The sequence below is a fragment of the Planococcus sp. ISL-109 genome (genome assembly GCF_018613655.1).
GTDB lineage: Bacteria > Bacillota > Bacilli > Bacillales_A > Planococcaceae > Planococcus.
This window is the reverse complement of sequence record NZ_JAGGPW010000004.1, coordinates 233,296-249,894: the sequence shown is the minus strand read 5'-3', so window position 1 is coordinate 249,894 and position 16,599 is coordinate 233,296. Positions and strand designations below refer to the sequence as shown.

At 43.7% G+C, this 16,599-nt stretch carries 18 protein-coding genes and 1 tRNA gene; 10 read left to right on the top strand and 9 right to left on the bottom strand.

What is annotated here, in order from left to right; all coding sequences use genetic code 11:
* Positions 1 to 57 precede the first annotated feature (57 nt).
* Positions 58 to 1,446: an aldehyde dehydrogenase gene (locus J7E21_RS03025; RefSeq protein ID WP_215104588.1), complete on the bottom strand. Its 1,389-nt coding sequence runs from the start codon at positions 1,444 to 1,446 to the stop codon at positions 58 to 60.
* A 16-nt stretch (positions 1,447 to 1,462) separates the two neighbouring features.
* Entirely contained in the window at positions 1,463 to 2,392 is a 930-nt protein-coding gene (locus tag J7E21_RS03020; RefSeq protein WP_353047719.1) for a Gfo/Idh/MocA family protein, read from the bottom strand.
* Positions 2,393 to 2,487: 95 nt separating this feature from the next.
* Between J7E21_RS03020 and J7E21_RS03015 the strand changes: the two genes are divergently transcribed.
* The 4 genes from J7E21_RS03015 (at position 2,488) to J7E21_RS03000 (ending at position 5,021) form a co-directional block, all read left to right on the top strand.
* On the top strand, positions 2,488 to 2,640 hold the full coding sequence (locus J7E21_RS03015; protein ID WP_215104587.1) for a hypothetical protein: 153 nt from the start codon (positions 2,488 to 2,490) through the stop codon (positions 2,638 to 2,640).
* A 139-nt stretch (positions 2,641 to 2,779) separates the two neighbouring features.
* Complete coding sequence (locus J7E21_RS03010) at positions 2,780 to 3,487, top strand: thermonuclease family protein (RefSeq protein ID WP_215104584.1); 708 nt, start codon at positions 2,780 to 2,782, stop codon at positions 3,485 to 3,487.
* Positions 3,488 to 3,741: 254 nt separating this feature from the next.
* Positions 3,742 to 3,814: transfer RNA gene (locus J7E21_RS03005), tRNA-Val, on the top strand.
* A gap of 121 nt (positions 3,815 to 3,935) precedes the next feature.
* Positions 3,936 to 5,021: a tyrosine-type recombinase/integrase gene (locus J7E21_RS03000; RefSeq protein ID WP_215104582.1), complete on the top strand. Its 1,086-nt coding sequence runs from the start codon at positions 3,936 to 3,938 to the stop codon at positions 5,019 to 5,021.
* Between the two features lie 631 nt (positions 5,022 to 5,652).
* Here J7E21_RS03000 and J7E21_RS02995 read toward each other — a convergent pair.
* Both J7E21_RS02995 and J7E21_RS02990 read right to left on the bottom strand, forming a co-directional pair.
* Positions 5,653 to 6,384 (bottom strand): hypothetical protein, encoded by a 732-nt coding sequence (locus tag J7E21_RS02995; RefSeq protein WP_215104581.1) that lies wholly within the window; start codon positions 6,382 to 6,384, stop codon positions 5,653 to 5,655.
* Positions 6,385 to 6,479: 95 nt separating this feature from the next.
* Entirely contained in the window at positions 6,480 to 6,650 is a 171-nt protein-coding gene (locus tag J7E21_RS02990) for a hypothetical protein (protein ID WP_215104579.1), read from the bottom strand.
* A 289-nt stretch (positions 6,651 to 6,939) separates the two neighbouring features.
* On the opposite strand from J7E21_RS02990, the gene J7E21_RS02985 reads away from it, so the two are divergent.
* The 3 genes from J7E21_RS02985 to J7E21_RS02975 all read left to right on the top strand — a co-directional run bounded on the left by J7E21_RS02985 (position 6,940) and on the right by J7E21_RS02975 (position 9,380).
* On the top strand, positions 6,940 to 7,170 hold the full coding sequence (locus tag J7E21_RS02985; protein WP_215104577.1) for a hypothetical protein: 231 nt from the start codon (positions 6,940 to 6,942) through the stop codon (positions 7,168 to 7,170).
* A 239-nt stretch (positions 7,171 to 7,409) separates the two neighbouring features.
* Positions 7,410 to 8,132 (top strand): DUF4145 domain-containing protein, encoded by a 723-nt coding sequence (locus J7E21_RS02980; RefSeq protein WP_215104575.1) that lies wholly within the window; start codon positions 7,410 to 7,412, stop codon positions 8,130 to 8,132.
* Positions 8,133 to 8,831: 699 nt separating this feature from the next.
* On the top strand, positions 8,832 to 9,380 hold the full coding sequence (locus J7E21_RS02975; protein WP_215104573.1) for a hypothetical protein: 549 nt from the start codon (positions 8,832 to 8,834) through the stop codon (positions 9,378 to 9,380).
* A 182-nt stretch (positions 9,381 to 9,562) separates the two neighbouring features.
* Here the strand turns inward: J7E21_RS02975 and J7E21_RS02970 are convergent, their stop codons facing one another.
* From J7E21_RS02970 to J7E21_RS02955, 4 genes are all read right to left on the bottom strand, one after another.
* Positions 9,563 to 11,596 carry a TRAP transporter permease gene (locus J7E21_RS02970; protein WP_215104571.1) on the bottom strand — a complete coding sequence of 678 codons (2,034 nt, stop codon included), beginning with the start codon at positions 11,594 to 11,596 and terminating at the stop codon, positions 9,563 to 9,565.
* Positions 11,589 to 12,110 (bottom strand): DUF1850 domain-containing protein, encoded by a 522-nt coding sequence (locus J7E21_RS02965; RefSeq protein WP_215104570.1) that lies wholly within the window; start codon positions 12,108 to 12,110, stop codon positions 11,589 to 11,591. Before J7E21_RS02965 ends, J7E21_RS02970 begins: the two co-directional genes overlap by 8 nt.
* A 76-nt stretch (positions 12,111 to 12,186) precedes the next feature.
* Complete coding sequence (locus J7E21_RS02960) at positions 12,187 to 13,164, bottom strand: TAXI family TRAP transporter solute-binding subunit (protein WP_215104569.1); 978 nt, start codon at positions 13,162 to 13,164, stop codon at positions 12,187 to 12,189.
* Between the two features lie 128 nt (positions 13,165 to 13,292).
* Positions 13,293 to 13,877, bottom strand: a complete 585-nt coding sequence (locus J7E21_RS02955) for a phosphatidylglycerophosphatase A family protein (RefSeq protein WP_215104568.1) — start codon at positions 13,875 to 13,877, stop codon at positions 13,293 to 13,295.
* 102 nt (positions 13,878 to 13,979) lie between these two features.
* On the opposite strand from J7E21_RS02955, the gene J7E21_RS02950 reads away from it, so the two are divergent.
* From J7E21_RS02950 to J7E21_RS02940, 3 genes are all read left to right on the top strand, one after another.
* Positions 13,980 to 14,702, top strand: a complete 723-nt coding sequence (locus J7E21_RS02950) for an alpha/beta hydrolase (protein ID WP_215104567.1) — start codon at positions 13,980 to 13,982, stop codon at positions 14,700 to 14,702.
* A gap of 76 nt (positions 14,703 to 14,778) precedes the next feature.
* Positions 14,779 to 15,297 (top strand): YjcG family protein, encoded by a 519-nt coding sequence (locus J7E21_RS02945; protein ID WP_215104566.1) that lies wholly within the window; start codon positions 14,779 to 14,781, stop codon positions 15,295 to 15,297.
* Positions 15,298 to 15,726 carry a GNAT family N-acetyltransferase gene (locus tag J7E21_RS02940; protein WP_215104565.1) on the top strand — a complete coding sequence of 143 codons (429 nt, stop codon included), beginning with the start codon at positions 15,298 to 15,300 and terminating at the stop codon, positions 15,724 to 15,726.
* Between the two features lie 51 nt (positions 15,727 to 15,777).
* Here the strand turns inward: J7E21_RS02940 and fabI are convergent, their stop codons facing one another.
* The gene (fabI, locus tag J7E21_RS02935) at positions 15,778 to 16,548 is read right to left on the bottom strand and encodes an enoyl-ACP reductase FabI (protein WP_215104564.1); all 771 of its coding nucleotides are present in this window, start codon (positions 16,546 to 16,548) and stop codon (positions 15,778 to 15,780) included.
* Positions 16,549 to 16,599: the final 51 nt, after the last annotated feature.

Below are 16,599 nucleotides of genomic sequence, written 5' to 3'. Positions count from 1 at the left end.
TCCCTTTTTCCCTATAATAGCAGGTCCGAAAAGAAAAAAGCGACCTCAAGGCCGCTTTTACTTCAATACTGTCCGGACCCATTTCGCTTTATTTTTATAAGGCGGGAACGATAGGTTGGTCGATAGTTTTGTGGATTTCCGCAAGATGGATTTGGCGTGTGTAAATGTCTCGAAACTGGTATGGCCGTGGTACGCACTTATGCCGGAAGGGCCGATACCGCCAAATGGCAAGTGGACGTTGACCATATGCGATACGGTATCATTGATGCTGCCGCCGCCAAACGGCAACTGATCCAGGAAGAACCGTATAGCACGGTCATTTTCCGAGAACAGATATGCGGCCAGCGGTTTCGGCAGCTGGCGGATTTGGCGCATCAATAGCGGCAAATCGTTATAGGTGATGACCGGCAAAATGGGGCCGAATAACTCATCTTCCATTGACGGATCGTCCCACTGGATTCCGTCGAGCAAGGTCGGTTCAATATAGCGGTCCACACGGTCAAAATCGCCGCCATAAACGATATGGTCCCGCTCTTTCAACAGAATGTCAGTTAAGCGGTCGTGGTGCTTCACATTGACGATGCGGCCGTAATCCGGGCTGTCCTGGGCATCTTCCCCATAGAAATCGCGGATTGTTTGCTTGAGTATCTTCATGAACGGCTCTTTGACAGCTTCATGGACACAAAGATAATCTGGTGCCACACAGGTCTGTCCGGTGTTCATGAACTTTCCCCAGGCAATGCGTTTTGCGGCAAGCTCCAAGTTGGCGGTCTGGTCGACGATTGCGGGACTTTTGCCGCCGAGTTCGAGTGTAATCGGCGTGAGCCGTTCCGATGCTGCTTTCATGACTACTTTCCCAACCGGCACACTGCCAGTAAAGAAAATATAGTCGAATGAGGCATGGATCAACGCCGTCACTTCTTCCCGCTCCCCTTCGACGACTTTGACGTAATGTGCTGGGAAGCTCTCCTCTAAAATGGTGCGGATGATGCGCGCGACATTCGGCGTCGCTTCAGATGGCTTGACGATTGCGCAATTGCCGGCTGCGAGTGCTCCAATCAGCGGCTCCATCACCAATTGGAACGGATAATTGAAAGGCCCGATGATAAGGACGGAGCCGTATGGTTCACGAATCACAAAGCTTTTGGCCGGCTGCAGATAAAGCGGCGTTTTCACTTGTTCAGGCTTCACCCAAGCTTCCAAATGCTTCGTCATATAGCCGATGCTATCGAGCACGAATCCGACTTCTGTCGCGTATGCTTCAAACTCGCTTTTCCCGAGATCCAATTGCAGCGCTTCGATGATGTCATCTTCATAAGCCTGAATCGCCGATTTTAACCGTTGCAGCTGCACCTGGCGAAACTCGGCTGATTTCGTTACTCCTGTATAATAATAGCCGTGCTGTTCATTGATCATTTCTTCTACATCATTGGCGGTGAAATTCACAGGTAAGCCTCCCATATCATTTTGTTAATAATTGGTCAATATAACGCTGAACGACCAGCCCTTCGTCAAATCCAACGAGGAATGTCGATTGCTCTTTCATTTCAGCAAAAAGCGACGGCACAACTCTGTCCGTTTTCACTTCTTCACGTGTGTTTCCCAGTTCTTCACGGTACAAATGCGACCAGTTTTCAAGCGTCAGTACACCATCTTCGCCGTACACTTTGAATTGCAGCAATTCCTGCTGGCCCACTGCGCTCAAGCCTGACAACAAAAACGGTGCCCCCTGCTGTGTCTGGCCGTATGCGACAATGCCTGTTTCACATTTCTCGATTTCTTCAGGATAATCCACTTGATGCGCAGTAATCTCCAAAGTGCCGAACAGGCGGTGCATCAGTTGCAAATAATGCGGAAACACTTCCCGCACAAAGCCGCCCTGGCTGCGCGAGGCAATCCACGGATTTTGCTGCCAAGCTCTCGGCCATTCCGGGAACACAGTGTGAAGTTCGACGCGGCGGACTTTGCCGATGTCGCCGCTTTTTATGAGCAGCGCCATTTCACGGACTACCGGCGAATACATGAGCGGAAAATGCATAGCGGTATGAATTCGGTTATTGACAGCCGATTCGGCCATCACCTCCCCGGCTGCGGCATCATGTGCCAGTGGTTTTTCACATAACACATTTAAACCTCTTCTTGCTGCGGTTTCCGCAAGTTCCGCATGACTTTTCGGCGGTGTACCGATATAAACCCAATCAATCGGCGCTTGAAACAGCTCTTCCAAAGAGTCTGTCACAGGCAAATGGTAAGTTTTTTCAATGTATTTCAGCCTCTCCGAATCCGTGTCATAGACTGCTTGTATGTCCACGCCAGTCTCTTCCATCGTTTGCTTGATGATCCTTTCTCCTACTATGCCAGCACCAATAATCCCGATTGAAATCAAAGCCATCACCCCTTTTTTATTTCATTGTTTATAAGTGTAACCTTCCAGGGTATAGAATAGTCAAACAAATACATTCGGAGAAAATTAGAGGAGGAATCATCATGAACGAACATGCACACTGGTGGGAACCGATTTTCACTGGCACACTTGAATTAGGTGTCGACAAAGAAAAGCTCGAAACGGCCAATGAAGAAAGCATTTTATATTTTGGCGCAACCACCACCCAACTGGAGCAGCCATCGCATACAAAATGAATTTGCATCTACATAACAGCAGCGCTTGATCCGGCCAGAAGCGGAAACAGGCGTTTTTTTATTTTCTTCTATATAGTGCGACCACGTTGCCGCTTGCGTTGCTTTTCGCTATAATTCGAAATAGAAAGCAGGGATCTTTATGAAAACATTATTTCTCTTTATCGGATTATTGTTGCTGACAGGATGTACTATTCCTGGCGCGACTGAAACAGGCGGCACAACAGACCGTATTCCTGTCGAAGTGACACAAGTGATCGACGGCGATACCGTTAGAGTCATTTATGAAGGCAAAGAAACCACAGTGCGCTATTTATTGGTCGATACACCCGAAACGAACCACCCCCGATTCGGCGAACAGCCCCTTGGACCTGAAGCGACCGAGCGCAACAGGGAAATTTTAAAAACTGCCGATCATGTCGAAATCGAATTTGACGTTGGCGGCCGCTTCGATGATTACGACCGTTTGCTCGGCTATTTCTATGCAGACGGGGATAGCGTCCAAGAGCAATTGGTAGCGGAAGGATTTGCACGTGTAGCCTATATTTACCCGCCGAATACCCGTTATGTCGATGAATTCCGGGAAGCGGAAGCTACAGCCAAACAAGCGGAAATCGGCATTTGGCAGTTTGATAACTATGCAACGGACCGCGGATTTAATCCAGACGCATATCAGCCGGACAATGCCCCAGCTACTCAAGATTGCCGCATTAAAGGCAATATCAACCGGAGCGGCGACAAAATTTTTCATATGCCCGGCACCCCTTCCTACGAACAGACCAACCCGGAACAATGGTTCTGTACAGAACAACAAGCGCGCGATGCCGGATTCCGCAGTGCCGGCCAGTAAGTAAGAGAAGGAATTCCATGCAGCAACTCGTCGTGTGCCTTGATTACCTCAGCTCATCCGCTGTCGAGGGGCTGCAACACTGTCTTCAGCTGATGACAGCAGTGGAGTGCTGGTCTAAAGTGCATGGCCGCACCACTATCGAATGGAGCATTTTTCTTACTGATTGATGATGAACGAAAAAGAAAAGTTTTTTCACAAAAGCTATTGTCTTTTTCTTTTGCGCCATATATAATAATAAATGTCCTTGAGATTACGATTCCTTAGCTCAGCTGGGAGAGCGCTACCTTGACAGGGTAGAGGTCGCTGGTTCGAGCCCAGTAGGAATCATACTTGCATACGCAATGCGTTGCTATCATTAAGTTTCAAAAGAAAGTGCGTAGGACTGCACTCAACTTTTGAGCGGAACACTTCGTTATTCTGTAAATTACAGAATGAGGAGTGTTTTTTTATGTCCATTAACTTTTTTGAAGAAAAACCACGTATCGCTAAAAGGCAACCGCATAAACGGAAGCCTGAAAAAATCATCAAAAGAGAAAGCATCAAATCTCTATTTGAAAAATTCCTTGATGCCAAAGTTAAACAAAATCTGCGCCCTACCACCTTGAATAAATACGTTATTGCTTTTAAAAGTTTTGAAAAGTTCTACAGTACCATCAGTGACCAACCTTTATACCTCAGCAATATTTCCACCGATTTAATCAGCGATTATGTCTACTGGTTGAAGAATGATTGCGTTAAATTTGAAGGCCATAAATACACGCCTGCGGAATATCAAACCAAAGGACTTGCAGATGCTTCTATAGAAACAAGAATTAAAAATCTAAAATCTTTCATGAGTTGGTGCCAGAAGGAAGAATTAATTCAGAAAAATCCTTTCGATAAATTTGAAGGATTCCAGCAAAACAAAAAAGACATTGATATACTCACCCGCTCCGAAATTGATGAATTACTAAAGGTCGCAAAAATCCATTCTAAGAAGTCCTTCAAGCATTTTCGTGATTACGTCTTGTTGCACCTGTTAGTGGACGGTATGTTACGTATTACTGAGGCACTGCTGATATCGCCAACCGATATTAACCATTCGGACAAGTCAATATTAATCCAATCGGAAAATGCGAAGTCACGCAAAAGCCGCATGATTCCTTTATCAAATAAAACTTACCGTCTAATTGAGCAACTGTTGATTGAGAATGAGGCGTTCGAGGGCGAGGTCGATGATTTACTGTTCTTGTCGCTGAGCGGGAAAATGTTGAGCAAGAACAATGTGCTGAGAGATATTAGAAAATATGCTGTCGAAGCGGAAATATCCAAGCGCTTTTACCTTCACCTTTTAAGGCATTCTTCGGCCACCCATTACTTGTCGTCTTCTGGTGATATTGAAAGTCTGAGGAAAATCCTTGGTCATTCGGATTTACGGACAGTTCTCATATATGCTCACATGGCAGATAATACAGTTCAACAACGACACGCCTCTGCTGGATTTTTCGGAACGGATAATAAAATTTACAGAAAGCGGAATAATAGACGGATATAAAAAGGTCTGGGCAATTTGCTCAGGCCTTCTCTTTTGGTCTGTACTACAGTCTGTAAATCCTTTACAGATTACAGTAAAATGGGGATTTTATTCATAACCGTCTACAGCAACAACCTATGGAAAACACCACTTTTCTATTCATTTTCTATAGTTTTCATATAGTTTTTCGATGATTTTCAACGTCTTTTTCATGGGTTTTCTGAGGTATATCGTGCTTTTCTTCGTTATCCTGCTTGGAGTTTAAATAATTAAAGGGAAAAGATGGGGAGAGAAACTCATTGGTAGTGCGTGTTTGCTCAATTTTATATGTAAAAAAACATGTAAATTTTGATGGTTTTCTTCAAGTATTAGCATGCTGACTTTCGAAACCTTTAGATGGGGAAAAGTTTTTTTCACTGCTCCCTCACTCTGGTCCTCTCTCTCTAGAAAGGTTTTTTAAAAAGACCTAGGAGGCTGTCAAAGACATATCCTATTACCATTTGCTTGTGTCACCGCTCCATTTACTGATTTAGTAATAGGAATGTATTCTGTGATTTAATATGTTCCGTAGTGCATGAAGCAAACGTGTTTACTGATGATTAAGTTGAATAAGTAAAAGCCGACATTGCGCAGCAATGATCGGCTCATAACATCAAGTGACCTGATAAAAATATTCTTGTAGTTGCTGTTTAATTTCGGGATTGATGATTGGTTTAGGAACTCTCCAGCAGTGACGGAACCCAAAAGTTTCATTAATCCTTTTCCATACGATATTACTAAAGGTTGTATATAGAGGTTGGAAGTTCGCTTTAGGCGCCCGCTTCTTTAGTGGATTAATCGTTGTAACATGGTACTCCTTCCAAGCGGACCTAAACAAATTGTCGACTTGAACTTGAGACTTTTTATCAAGAAGCACTCGAGTATCATCGGACTTAATATCATAGTATACATGAGCACCTTGTACTCGATTATACTCATTCATGATTTCTCCAGTTTCCATATCTATTTCTTGCTCCTTTACACTCACTGGTTCCACCAGAATATTACGAGCATAGAAGAACGATATGTACCCATTAATAGTTCCAGATGGCACGTTCAATGCTTTCCCGATTTCATCAGATATAGGTATGACTTTGTCATCCAACAGCACTTCTAAAATCCTTGCTATTAAATCAACATCTTTTTTACCGACCTTGCAATCCAGTATGTGAACCAATGTATTTTTAGGTTCCAACGTGAAGAAATTTTTTCCTCCGATTTTCTCTTCTGTTACAAAATAATTTACCTTCAGTTCTTCCAGATATTTCTGCTTGTGACGTTTGAATGTGGCAGTCGTAATAAATAACACACTGTCGCACAATTCTTGTGTAGAATACTTTTCCATTTTGTAGAATCTCCTTCTGTAGAATTATTTGTAGAAGGTGCAGGAACTCACTAACATATAATAAGTTTACTTATATAAAATTGAGTTGGTGCAACCTACTCTTGATTAAATTTCAGCATGTCCTCAATTAGTCCAGGCGTCTGAATAAAAATAAATGCACGATAGCCTTTTCTGCTTTTACTTTCTACATCTCTCACAAATTCGTGACCTGCTCCTTTTAAGTTTTCTGCTAAAGATTTCTTCATGATTACTTTGTACTTTGACATTTTCCAAACCTCCACAAAATTTTTTCTACCGTTATTATATTGATGAAATCCGAAATCGCAGGAGGACTTTAGAGGCATCTTTACGTTATGTCCAAATCATTCCTAACGTTATTTACTCATACTGTGGCGTATATACCTCTGCTACGCATAGGTAATACGCTTACCTGCTGGACTACGCTCAGCAGGGCTGCTTTTTCCCCTTTGGGGTTATAAATATATAAAGTAGATTGCCAGCACTTGAGAATTGAATCATAATTCTTATTAATACAAATCAAGGAGGAATATCAGAATGGGAATCACTGAAGAAACTGCTCACAAGTTGGTTGAATCGTTGGATACTATCGGGTATGAACTGAAGCGTCAAAATGATATGAAAGAAGATGTAATACTGGAGCGGGTTGCTAATCAAGTTGCCGATTACGAACCGAACTTGGCAATGATATTGGATATGGTACGGAATAAATACCAAGGTTCATGCAGTGAACCTAAGCAAATTTTAAAGCCGTTTGAAACGACTTAAGGAAAATCCCAAGGTCATTGCTAATGACCTCGGGATATAACATTTCGTTACGCACCTACAGGTATGCTCCGTTTTAGGGCATACCTTTTTTGCATTGTAAACTTTTCCCACCATAGTTATACTTAATGGAAATGGCCATCAAGAAAATGATCGTGAGATTGCCTGTGGCAATCTTCATGATTCATACACACCAACAGTTGCTAATAAGATAAACTTTATCGAACTAGGAGTGATTATATATGGAAAGATTTTCAGCGAAAGTATACTGCCGTAAATGTAAAAACAGAAACCATCATGGCATTATAATGTCCCATAGTGAAAAAAGTGAATACCCTTATGATGATTTTGATTGGAAGCACGAATACTTTATAGTCCAATGTCTTGGGTGTGATACCGTTGCTTTTGTAAGTGAATACGGAGACGAGTCTATGATTGATTTAGACCCGCATGGCGAGAACAGACATTTCACAGATGTTATTGTCTATCCTGAAGAACCAAAAGTTGAAAAAAAATCGAGATATGAACCGCACAAACCTTTAGACTTCAGGGAATCTCCAGAAGCAATACAAATAATGTATTCTCAGATTGTCTCAGCTTTTAATATGGAATCCTATTTATTATCCGCTGTGGGATTAAGAATGCTAGTGGAAGGAATCTGTAAAGATTTAGGGATTCAAGGAGGATACGTTCTCGACGAATCTGGGAATAAAAAGTTGAAAGAAGATTCAACTGATGAAGTGTTTAGTAAAAGATTAGAAGGCAAAATAAACGGTCTTGTTGAGAAAAACGTAGTAGTTCAATCCCAGGCAAATATCCTGCACAAAATTAGAGGATTAGGAAATTCTTCCGCTCATGAACTTAAGCAACCTACAAGGAGAACCCTTAAACTTGCTATTGACATTTTAGAAAAGATAATCGAGCAGATTTATGAACTTGATAATTATAGTTTTAAATTTAAATAAGCACCCATTGGGAGTGCTTATATTTTTTTACCTATTAACAACAGCATGTCACTTGGTCGCACTGGTGGTCGTTTAGGACGTTCAGCGGTACTTTACGATAGATTCCTAATAGCGCAATAAAAATGTCACTGCTGAAAGATATTTCACACCAATATTTCGTTTAGGTACCTGTGGTGTAAGCAGAGTGTCAACTGGTCCTCCATCTTCAAACACGTTTTTTCTACTGGCGGGGCGGGGTATTGAAATCCTTTCTGCTGGGAATAAAAATTTTTCACACCAACCTCAACTTGGTCCTCTCTTCTTATAAGGAATTTTCTCCTGGACGAGGGGACTTCATAACCAATAATTGAATATTAATATTCAACGAACAAACGTTTCTGACTTTCTTTGCTGAACTGACATCTGTAAGAAAATGTTTATGCACTTTGTTCGAGAAATATTATGCAACCCTACTCCAGAAACGTTGATTCTTCAACGATGTATGAAAAATGTATACATGACACTTTCACGCATGTTCAGAAACGTTGTAGGACCAACGTTGCTAAAAACATTTAGTTTACACAAGTAAAGTTATCGGAGGTTGAAACCTAATACCATATACACTTCTTGCATAACAATAGTTGTCAAGAGAACTATTTGCGTATGTCTGCCTTACGTTTATTTACCTCCCAATATACTGATATTAGGAGGCGAATAATAATGAACAAAAAAGCACACGCACAATATGGACGTTGGCACGAAATGATGGGTCGCTGTCATAATCCGAATCATAAATTATATAAATACTATGGTGCCAAAGGTATCACTGTTCATGAGCGGTGGCATGATTTTTGGAACTTTGTCGAAGATATTGATAGCCACTTGTTCAACGGTCATCTACTTTATCAGTCACGCCTCGAATGGCAACTTGATAAAGACATTAAAGGTGGTAACATTTATTCGCTGGAGAATTGCACTGTAGTTACAGCGGAGAAAAACCGAAGAGAAGCATACGAAAAGCAGCAAAGAAAAATTATTGCCTATGATGATACTAAAGAAATTGAGTTTAAATCTGTATCCGATGCAAGTAGGAAACTTAACATTGGAAGGAACGGCATCCAATATTGCTTAAAGAATGGTTGGCAGAATAAATCTACTGGCCTCCGTTTTAAATATAAAATTGATGAAATTTCTGTAGACTTGCAATCAAATTCTGTATTATTAACACAACAGAATAACGAATGTGTTCATGTATCAACGTCTGCTTGATTCTTGCCTGAAGGAAATTAAGTCACTCCTTGACAGGGTAGAGGTCGCTGGTTCGAGCCCAGTAGGAATCATACAAGAGCAGTCGTGAACTGCTCCAAAAAGCCAGCCGGTGTTTCGGTTGGCTTTTTCTTATGCAATGATAAAAAAGATGGAAGCCACTTGGGGCTTCCATCTTTTTTAATTTATGCTGTTTGTGGTTTCGGTGTTTTTTTGTCTCTAGACATCCATTGGATCGCAAACAACACGACGAACACTGCCGCCCCTATAAGATCTGTAAATCCTTCAGGGTAAATCAAGGCAATACCTGTAACGAACGTGATGACCCGCTCAAACCAATTGAGTTTGCGGTACCAGTAACCGATAAGTCCCGCACCGATGGCGATCATTCCGGTAACCGCGGTAGCCACTACCCAAATCAATTGAGGCCAAGTCGTATCGATCATCAATAGTTCTGGAGACAGGACGAACATATACGGAATGATGAACGCCGCTATGGCAAGTTTTGCTGCATTAAATCCGGTCCGTATCGGCTCACCTCCGGAAATCCCAGAAGCTGCAAATGCCGCGAGTGCAACAGGCGGCGTAATATCCGCGATAATCCCGAAATAAAAGACAAACAAGTGAGCAGACAATGCGACCACAATCGGTACTGTTGCACCAACCGGCTCATCAATCATCAACAAAGTGATGATTGCCGGCGCGGCAATAGTGGATGTAATAACATAGTTTGCTGTTGTCGGCGACCCCATTCCGAGGACAATCGCTGCAAGCATCGTGAAGAACAAAGTCAAGAGCACGTTTCCGCCGGAGGCAGACACTAGGCCGTTCGCTAACGCGAGCCCTAAGCCAGTCTTCACGACGACACCGACAATAATACCTGCAGTGGCGGTGGCAGCTGCCACAGACAGCGCAGTTCGTGCACCATCCACGAGCGCATGAATCATATCTTTAAAGTTGAGCCGGGTATCTTTATTGAAAGAACTAACAAAAATTGTAAGTAAAATGCCATAAAGGGCAGCTTGCATCGTCGGTATCCCTATTAATAGGAATACGATAATTGCTAAAATCGGTGTTAATAGATAGATCTTTTTCAGCACTTCTTTGCGGTTCGGCATTTCTTCTTTCGAAAGGCCTTTCAAACCGATGCGCTTCGCTTCGAAATGCGTCATAATCCACACACCCGTAAAGTAAAGCAAAGCTGGGATTGTTGCTGCTTTGGCGATTTCCCAATAGGTTACGCCTCCGATAAATTCGACCATCAAGAACGCCGCTGCCCCCATAATCGGTGGCATCAGCTGGCCGCCCGTTGAAGCCGCAGCCTCAACTCCGCCGGCAAACTCCTTTTTATAACCGAGCTTTTTCATCATCGGAATCGTGTAAGAACCGGATGTAACAACGTTGGCGACCGAACTCCCGGAAATGGTCCCTTGCAAAGCACTCGAGAAAATCGCTACTTTTGCAGGCCCACCGGTCAAGTTTCCAGCTAAGGTGACGGCCAAATCATTGAAATATTGGCCGACTCCTGTTTTCACGAGGAACGAACCGAACAGCAGGAATGTAAAGATGAACGTTGCGGATACGCCGATTGGAGTTCCGAGAATCCCATCTGTCGTAAAGAACATCAATTGAATGAGAGAATCCAAGTCCTGGCCGCGGTGTCTCATGAAGCCTGGGAAGTATGGACCGAAAAAGGCATATGTTAGGAACAAAGCTCCAATGACCGTAATCGGCATACCGACTGCCCGTCTAGTGGCTTCTAAGGTCAGCAGAACCGCGAGAATCCCGACACCCAAGTCGAGTTCTGTTACACGGCCGATGCGGAACACCAAATCATCATACATGATCGGCCAGTAGGCACCGACCCCGACGGATAATAAGGCAAGTATGTAATCGTACCAGGCAACTTTATGGCGTGCCCCTTTGCGCCGGCGCATCGGGAACAATAGGAAAATGAGCGACAGGGCAAAGCCTAAGTGGATCGAACGCTGGATATATGCTGTGTACTGCCCGAATATAGCAGTATACAATTGGAACAATGAAAATGCGAGAAGCCCAAAAAATACGACGTGCTTGATAAATCCAGATAAATCCCGCGTATTTGACTCAGGGTCATATTTTTGAAGTACTTCTTTCTGTTTTTCTTCTGAGATATAGCTCTCATCTTCTGGCGGAAGCTTTTTTTCTTCTCTTTCTTCTGGCGATAGTTTATCACTCATAGATGTTCACTCCTTCTAATTGCTGATAAATGGAAAGGCGTTGGGCACGGAAAGTATAAATCTTGCCTCTTTCCAAACTCTTTTTCAAATCGAGTTCTTTTCCTGCGAATAGGAAAACGAGTTCCGCGTCCACATCACCGATAAGCAATCGAAATTCAGGTAGCTCCCGCTTCATATCCTTAATAAAGTATTTCCCGTCTTTTTCGACAAAGCGCTCCCCTTCTCCTGCATTCGACGGCATACCGATATTGAAATCTTCGTACTCCAGTTCCGTCAGTACCAATTGCCCATCGCGACTTAGGCGATAGCTTTCAAAGACTTCCGATAAATGGATCGAGTGCGTATATCGAATCTTGAAACGGTCTTCAATAACTGGAATTCGGACAGCTATCTCGCTTGTTTCCGAATCGATGAAGACGAAGTGTTTCTCATATGGGATAAAGAAAATTGCGGAGCAGATAAGAATGAGGACGGCTGTTATGAGAAGGATTTTGCGAATGGATTTGTTATGCAAGTCGATCCTCCTAACAATAAAAAACAAATAACGACGATAAAGCTTGCGCTTTATCGCCAGTTATTCTGATCAGTTCTTATTGATTTACTTCATCGAAGTAACGTTGTGCGCCAGGGTGGATATCAATCCCGATGCCTTCAAGAGCAGTTTCTGCTTGGATGTATTCTGACTTGGCGTGTTGAATTTGATCTGTGTTTTCATAAATTGCTTTCGTAATATCATAAACAAGATCCTCAGAAATATCGTTTTGGACGACTAGCATCGCAAGAACAGAAACCGTCGGAACATCTTCTGTCAAGCCATATGTGCCGGATGGAACTACGGCTTCTGCATAGTACGGATATTTCTCGATCAATTCGCCCGCTTTTTCTGCTGACACCGGTACTATGTTGACATCAGATGTAGCACTCAAGCTTTCGACTGCGCCGGTCGGCGTTCCAGCTGTGATGAATGCTGCTTGCACTTGGCCGGATTGCAGGCTCTCTTGTGATTCACCAAAATCCAAGTTTTGAGCGTTGATGTCGTCCATTGTCATTCCGTGGATTTCGAGTATTTGCTCAGCATTAATGTAAGTCCCTGAACCAGGTGCTCCGACCGATACTGACTTTCCTGCCAAATCTTCAACAGAAGAAATGCCAGAACCTTCAGTCGTTACGATCTGGATCGTTTCCGGATAAAGTGCCCCGATTGCAGATACGCTATCGATGACTTCCCCTTCAAACATGTTAGACCCTTCAGATGCATAGAAAGCCGTATCTGTTTGCACAAAAGCGATTTCCCCAGTGCCATCAGCAAGAGCAGTCATATTCGCTGCAGAAGCTTGTGACACTTCAGCAGTCGTATCGACGCCTGTTTCATTTTCAATGATCGTCGCCATTGCTCCGCCAAGCGGATAGTATGTTCCTGTTGTTCCACCAGTCAAAATACTGATGAATTCAGGATCTGTTGATTCACCGCCTTCTCCATCAGTCGCAGTGTCATCTCCACAGCCCGCTAGAAATACAGATCCGGCCAACGCGACAGTCGCGTAGAATCCAAACTTTTTGTTCAACATAAATCGGCCTCCCTTTATCTTTGTATTCTTTCAATCTTCATAATACCATGACTTTCTGTCCAGCTGTCAATTTAATTTTGACAATGGAATCGTTTTCAAACCAAAATTTTGTAAATAAAAACCAATATTTACGTTTCTGCACCAGGAACATGAGTTTCCGGCGTGGTCTCTTCCGGCTTCAGATCCTCGAAGCTTCTGCCTTCTTCTTCCAGATCACGGGTTCTATGGGCGATGCGTGCAGAAGCACAGGCTGCCACACTAGAAACCAGGTCATCCAAAAACGTATGGACATGCTCGCCGTATTTCGTATCAAGCTTATGGATTATGCCGGTTTTGTTTTTATCCAAATGGCCGAACGTCGTGACTGCGATACTGCCGTAGGTCAACACTGCACCGAGACCGATCATTTCATCGACACCGAACAAACCTTCATCCGAACCCACGATTTGCTGTAGGGGCTGGGACAGCTTGCCTTGCTCTGCCAGTTCATCCAGTTCGATGCCGACTAAAAGGGCATGTTGCATTTCCCGTTTGCGTAAAACGCTCTCGACCGACTCGACGCAATGCGCCAAAGTCAGTCCTTCATTGAAGGGCAATTGCATATCGAGAACGATTTCTGCAATATCTTCTTTCGTTACGCCTCTTCTCTCCAAAGCTTCATGCGTCGCTTTATTGACTTCTTCTGAATGCACACGGAAATGTCCACCATCCATTATGCGATCCCCTCTCTCTATTGGATTTACCTGCCTCCCTATTATACCTTGCAGGGGGAATATGTTACAATTTTTGTACAATATCTTGAAGGAGGCAACACCATGAACAAAGGAAGCGTAGAAGATTTCACGCTCTACAGCGAAGCCTTACAAGAAGAAATGCAATTGCTGGTCCATTTGCCGGCAAATTATTCTCCTCTATATAAATACAGCCTCGTCATAGCAAATGACGGCAAGGATTATTTTCAGTTAGGGCGGGTTCCGCGGGTCATCGATGAACTGCTAGAAAACCAGGAAATTGAAAATATAATATTCGTCGGCATTCCTTACAAAAGCGTTGCTGACCGCAACCGCAAATACGAACCAACTGGCGACCAGCATCAAGCGTACTTGCGGTTTTTGGCCCATGAATTGGCGCCTTATCTCGATGAAAAATATCCTACCTATCAAGTGGGCATGGGGCGCACATTAATCGGAGATTCGCTCGCAGCCACCGTTTCCTTGATGGCAGCACTCAAATACCCGAATATTTTCGGGCGCGTCATTTTGCAATCGCCGAAAGTCGGCCCGGAAATGATGCAAGCTGTTGAGAATTTTCCGATGAACAATTCCTTCACGGTTTATCACGTGATCGGCAGCGAAGAAACTGCGGTTAAGCTGACGAATGGGGAAACGGCTGATTTTCTCAGCCCTAACCGGGAATTGAACCAGTTGATGAAAAATAAAGGGTTTTCACTGTTTTATGAAGAATTTAAAGGAGACCATACATGGAAATACTGGCAACCTGATTTCAAGCGTGCGTTGCTTATGAATTTCGGTATGTAATGCTTAAGGAACCAAGGAAAACATTTTGATATAATTAACAAGGCGAGTATTTATTAGATGAGGAGGTCTATTGATTATGAAATATGGAATTGCAGCATTTCCATCGAAAAAATTACAAGATTTAGCGAACTCTTACCGGAAACGCTATGATCCGCATTATGAATTGATTACGCCCCACATTACATTAAAAGGGCCTTTCGAAGCGGATAACACTCAGGTCAAAGCGATGGCAGAAGAGCTCAGAAATGTCGCCAAGCGCCAGAAGCCTTTCGGCATCCATGCAACACGCGTCAGCACTTTTTCTCCGGTGACGAACGCACTGTACTTTAAAATTGAGCAATCCAAAGAATTGATGGCTCTCCACGAAGACCTCCACTCCGATCTGTTAGGCGGTATGCCGGATCATCCTTTTGTTCCGCATATTACGATTGCCCAAAAAATGTCAGATTCAGAACATGCTGATGTATATGGCCAACTGAAAATGGCAGGTATCGATCAGGAAGAAATGATCGATCGCGTCCATTTGCTGTATCAATTGGAAGATGGCTCATGGACGGTCTACGATACATTCCGATTGACGGGAGATGAATCCTAATTGCAAAAAGTCAAATTAGCTGAAACTGTATTGGAAAAAGAACAGGCTTTTGACATACGACGAAAAGTTTTTGTCGATGAGCAAGGCGTTGCACGGCACATCGAGATGGATGAACACGACGACAGCGCGACACATTTTGTCGGCTATGAGCTAGAACAACCAATCGCCGCTGCAAGGATCCGCGAATACGAACAAGGCGTCGGCAAAGTCGAGCGGGTCTGTGTCCTTCCAGAATACCGTGGCCACCATTTCGGCGCAGACATGATGGATCAGCTCGAGGAATACGCCCGCTCAATCGGCTATTTCCGCTTAAAGCTTAATTCCCAAACCCATGCACTTCCGTTCTACGAGCGGCTGGGCTATGAAGTGGTCTCTCCGGAGTTCATGGACGCCGGCATTCCCCATCGCCAAATGGAAAAAACGCTATAACAAAAACCTTCTGAGCATAGCTCAGAAGGTTTTTATATTGTCTAATGCTTCTTACAGAACGTGAAAGCCGCTGTCAACGTGGAGAACTTCGCCGGTGATGCCGCGTGACATATTACTGAACAGGAAGACGGCCGTATCGCCGACTTCTTCCGATGTCGTATTGCGGTGCAGCGGTGCTTTTTCTTCGATTTCACGTAAAATCGAATTAAAATCGCTGACGCCTTTGGAAGACAAGGTGCGGATCGGGCCGGATGAAATAGCGTTGACGCGGATGCCGTGCTTGCCGAGGTCAGCCGCCAAATAACGGACAGACATTTCAAGTGAGGCTTTTGCAACGCCCATGATGTTATAGTTCGGCATGACGCGCTCTCCCCCGATATACGTCAAGGCCACGATGCTGCCGCCTTCTGTCATTAATGGCTTGGCGTATTTTGAAACGATCGTCAGCGAATACGAGCTGATGTTGTGCGCAAGCAGGAAGCCGTCGCGGGATGTATCTGAAAAGTCTCCGGACAACTCTTCTGTTTTCGCGAACGCGATGCAATGCGCGAGCCCGTCGATTTTCCCGACATTCTCTTTGATTGTGCTGAAGCATTTTTCCACATCTTCGTCGCTTGTCACATCACATGGCAAAATCTGTTCATGCTTGCCGTCTAGTGTCGCGACCAGGTCACGCACTGATTTTTCAAAGCGCTCCCCTGCATATGTAAAGATCAAATTCGCGCCTGCTGCATCCAGTGAACGCGCGATTCCCCATGCAATGCTCCGTTTGTTGGCTACACCCATGATGACATACGTTTTATCTTTCAATGAAATCGACATATTCATACCTCCTAATATTATTACCTGGTACTAATAATACCCCATAAAAAA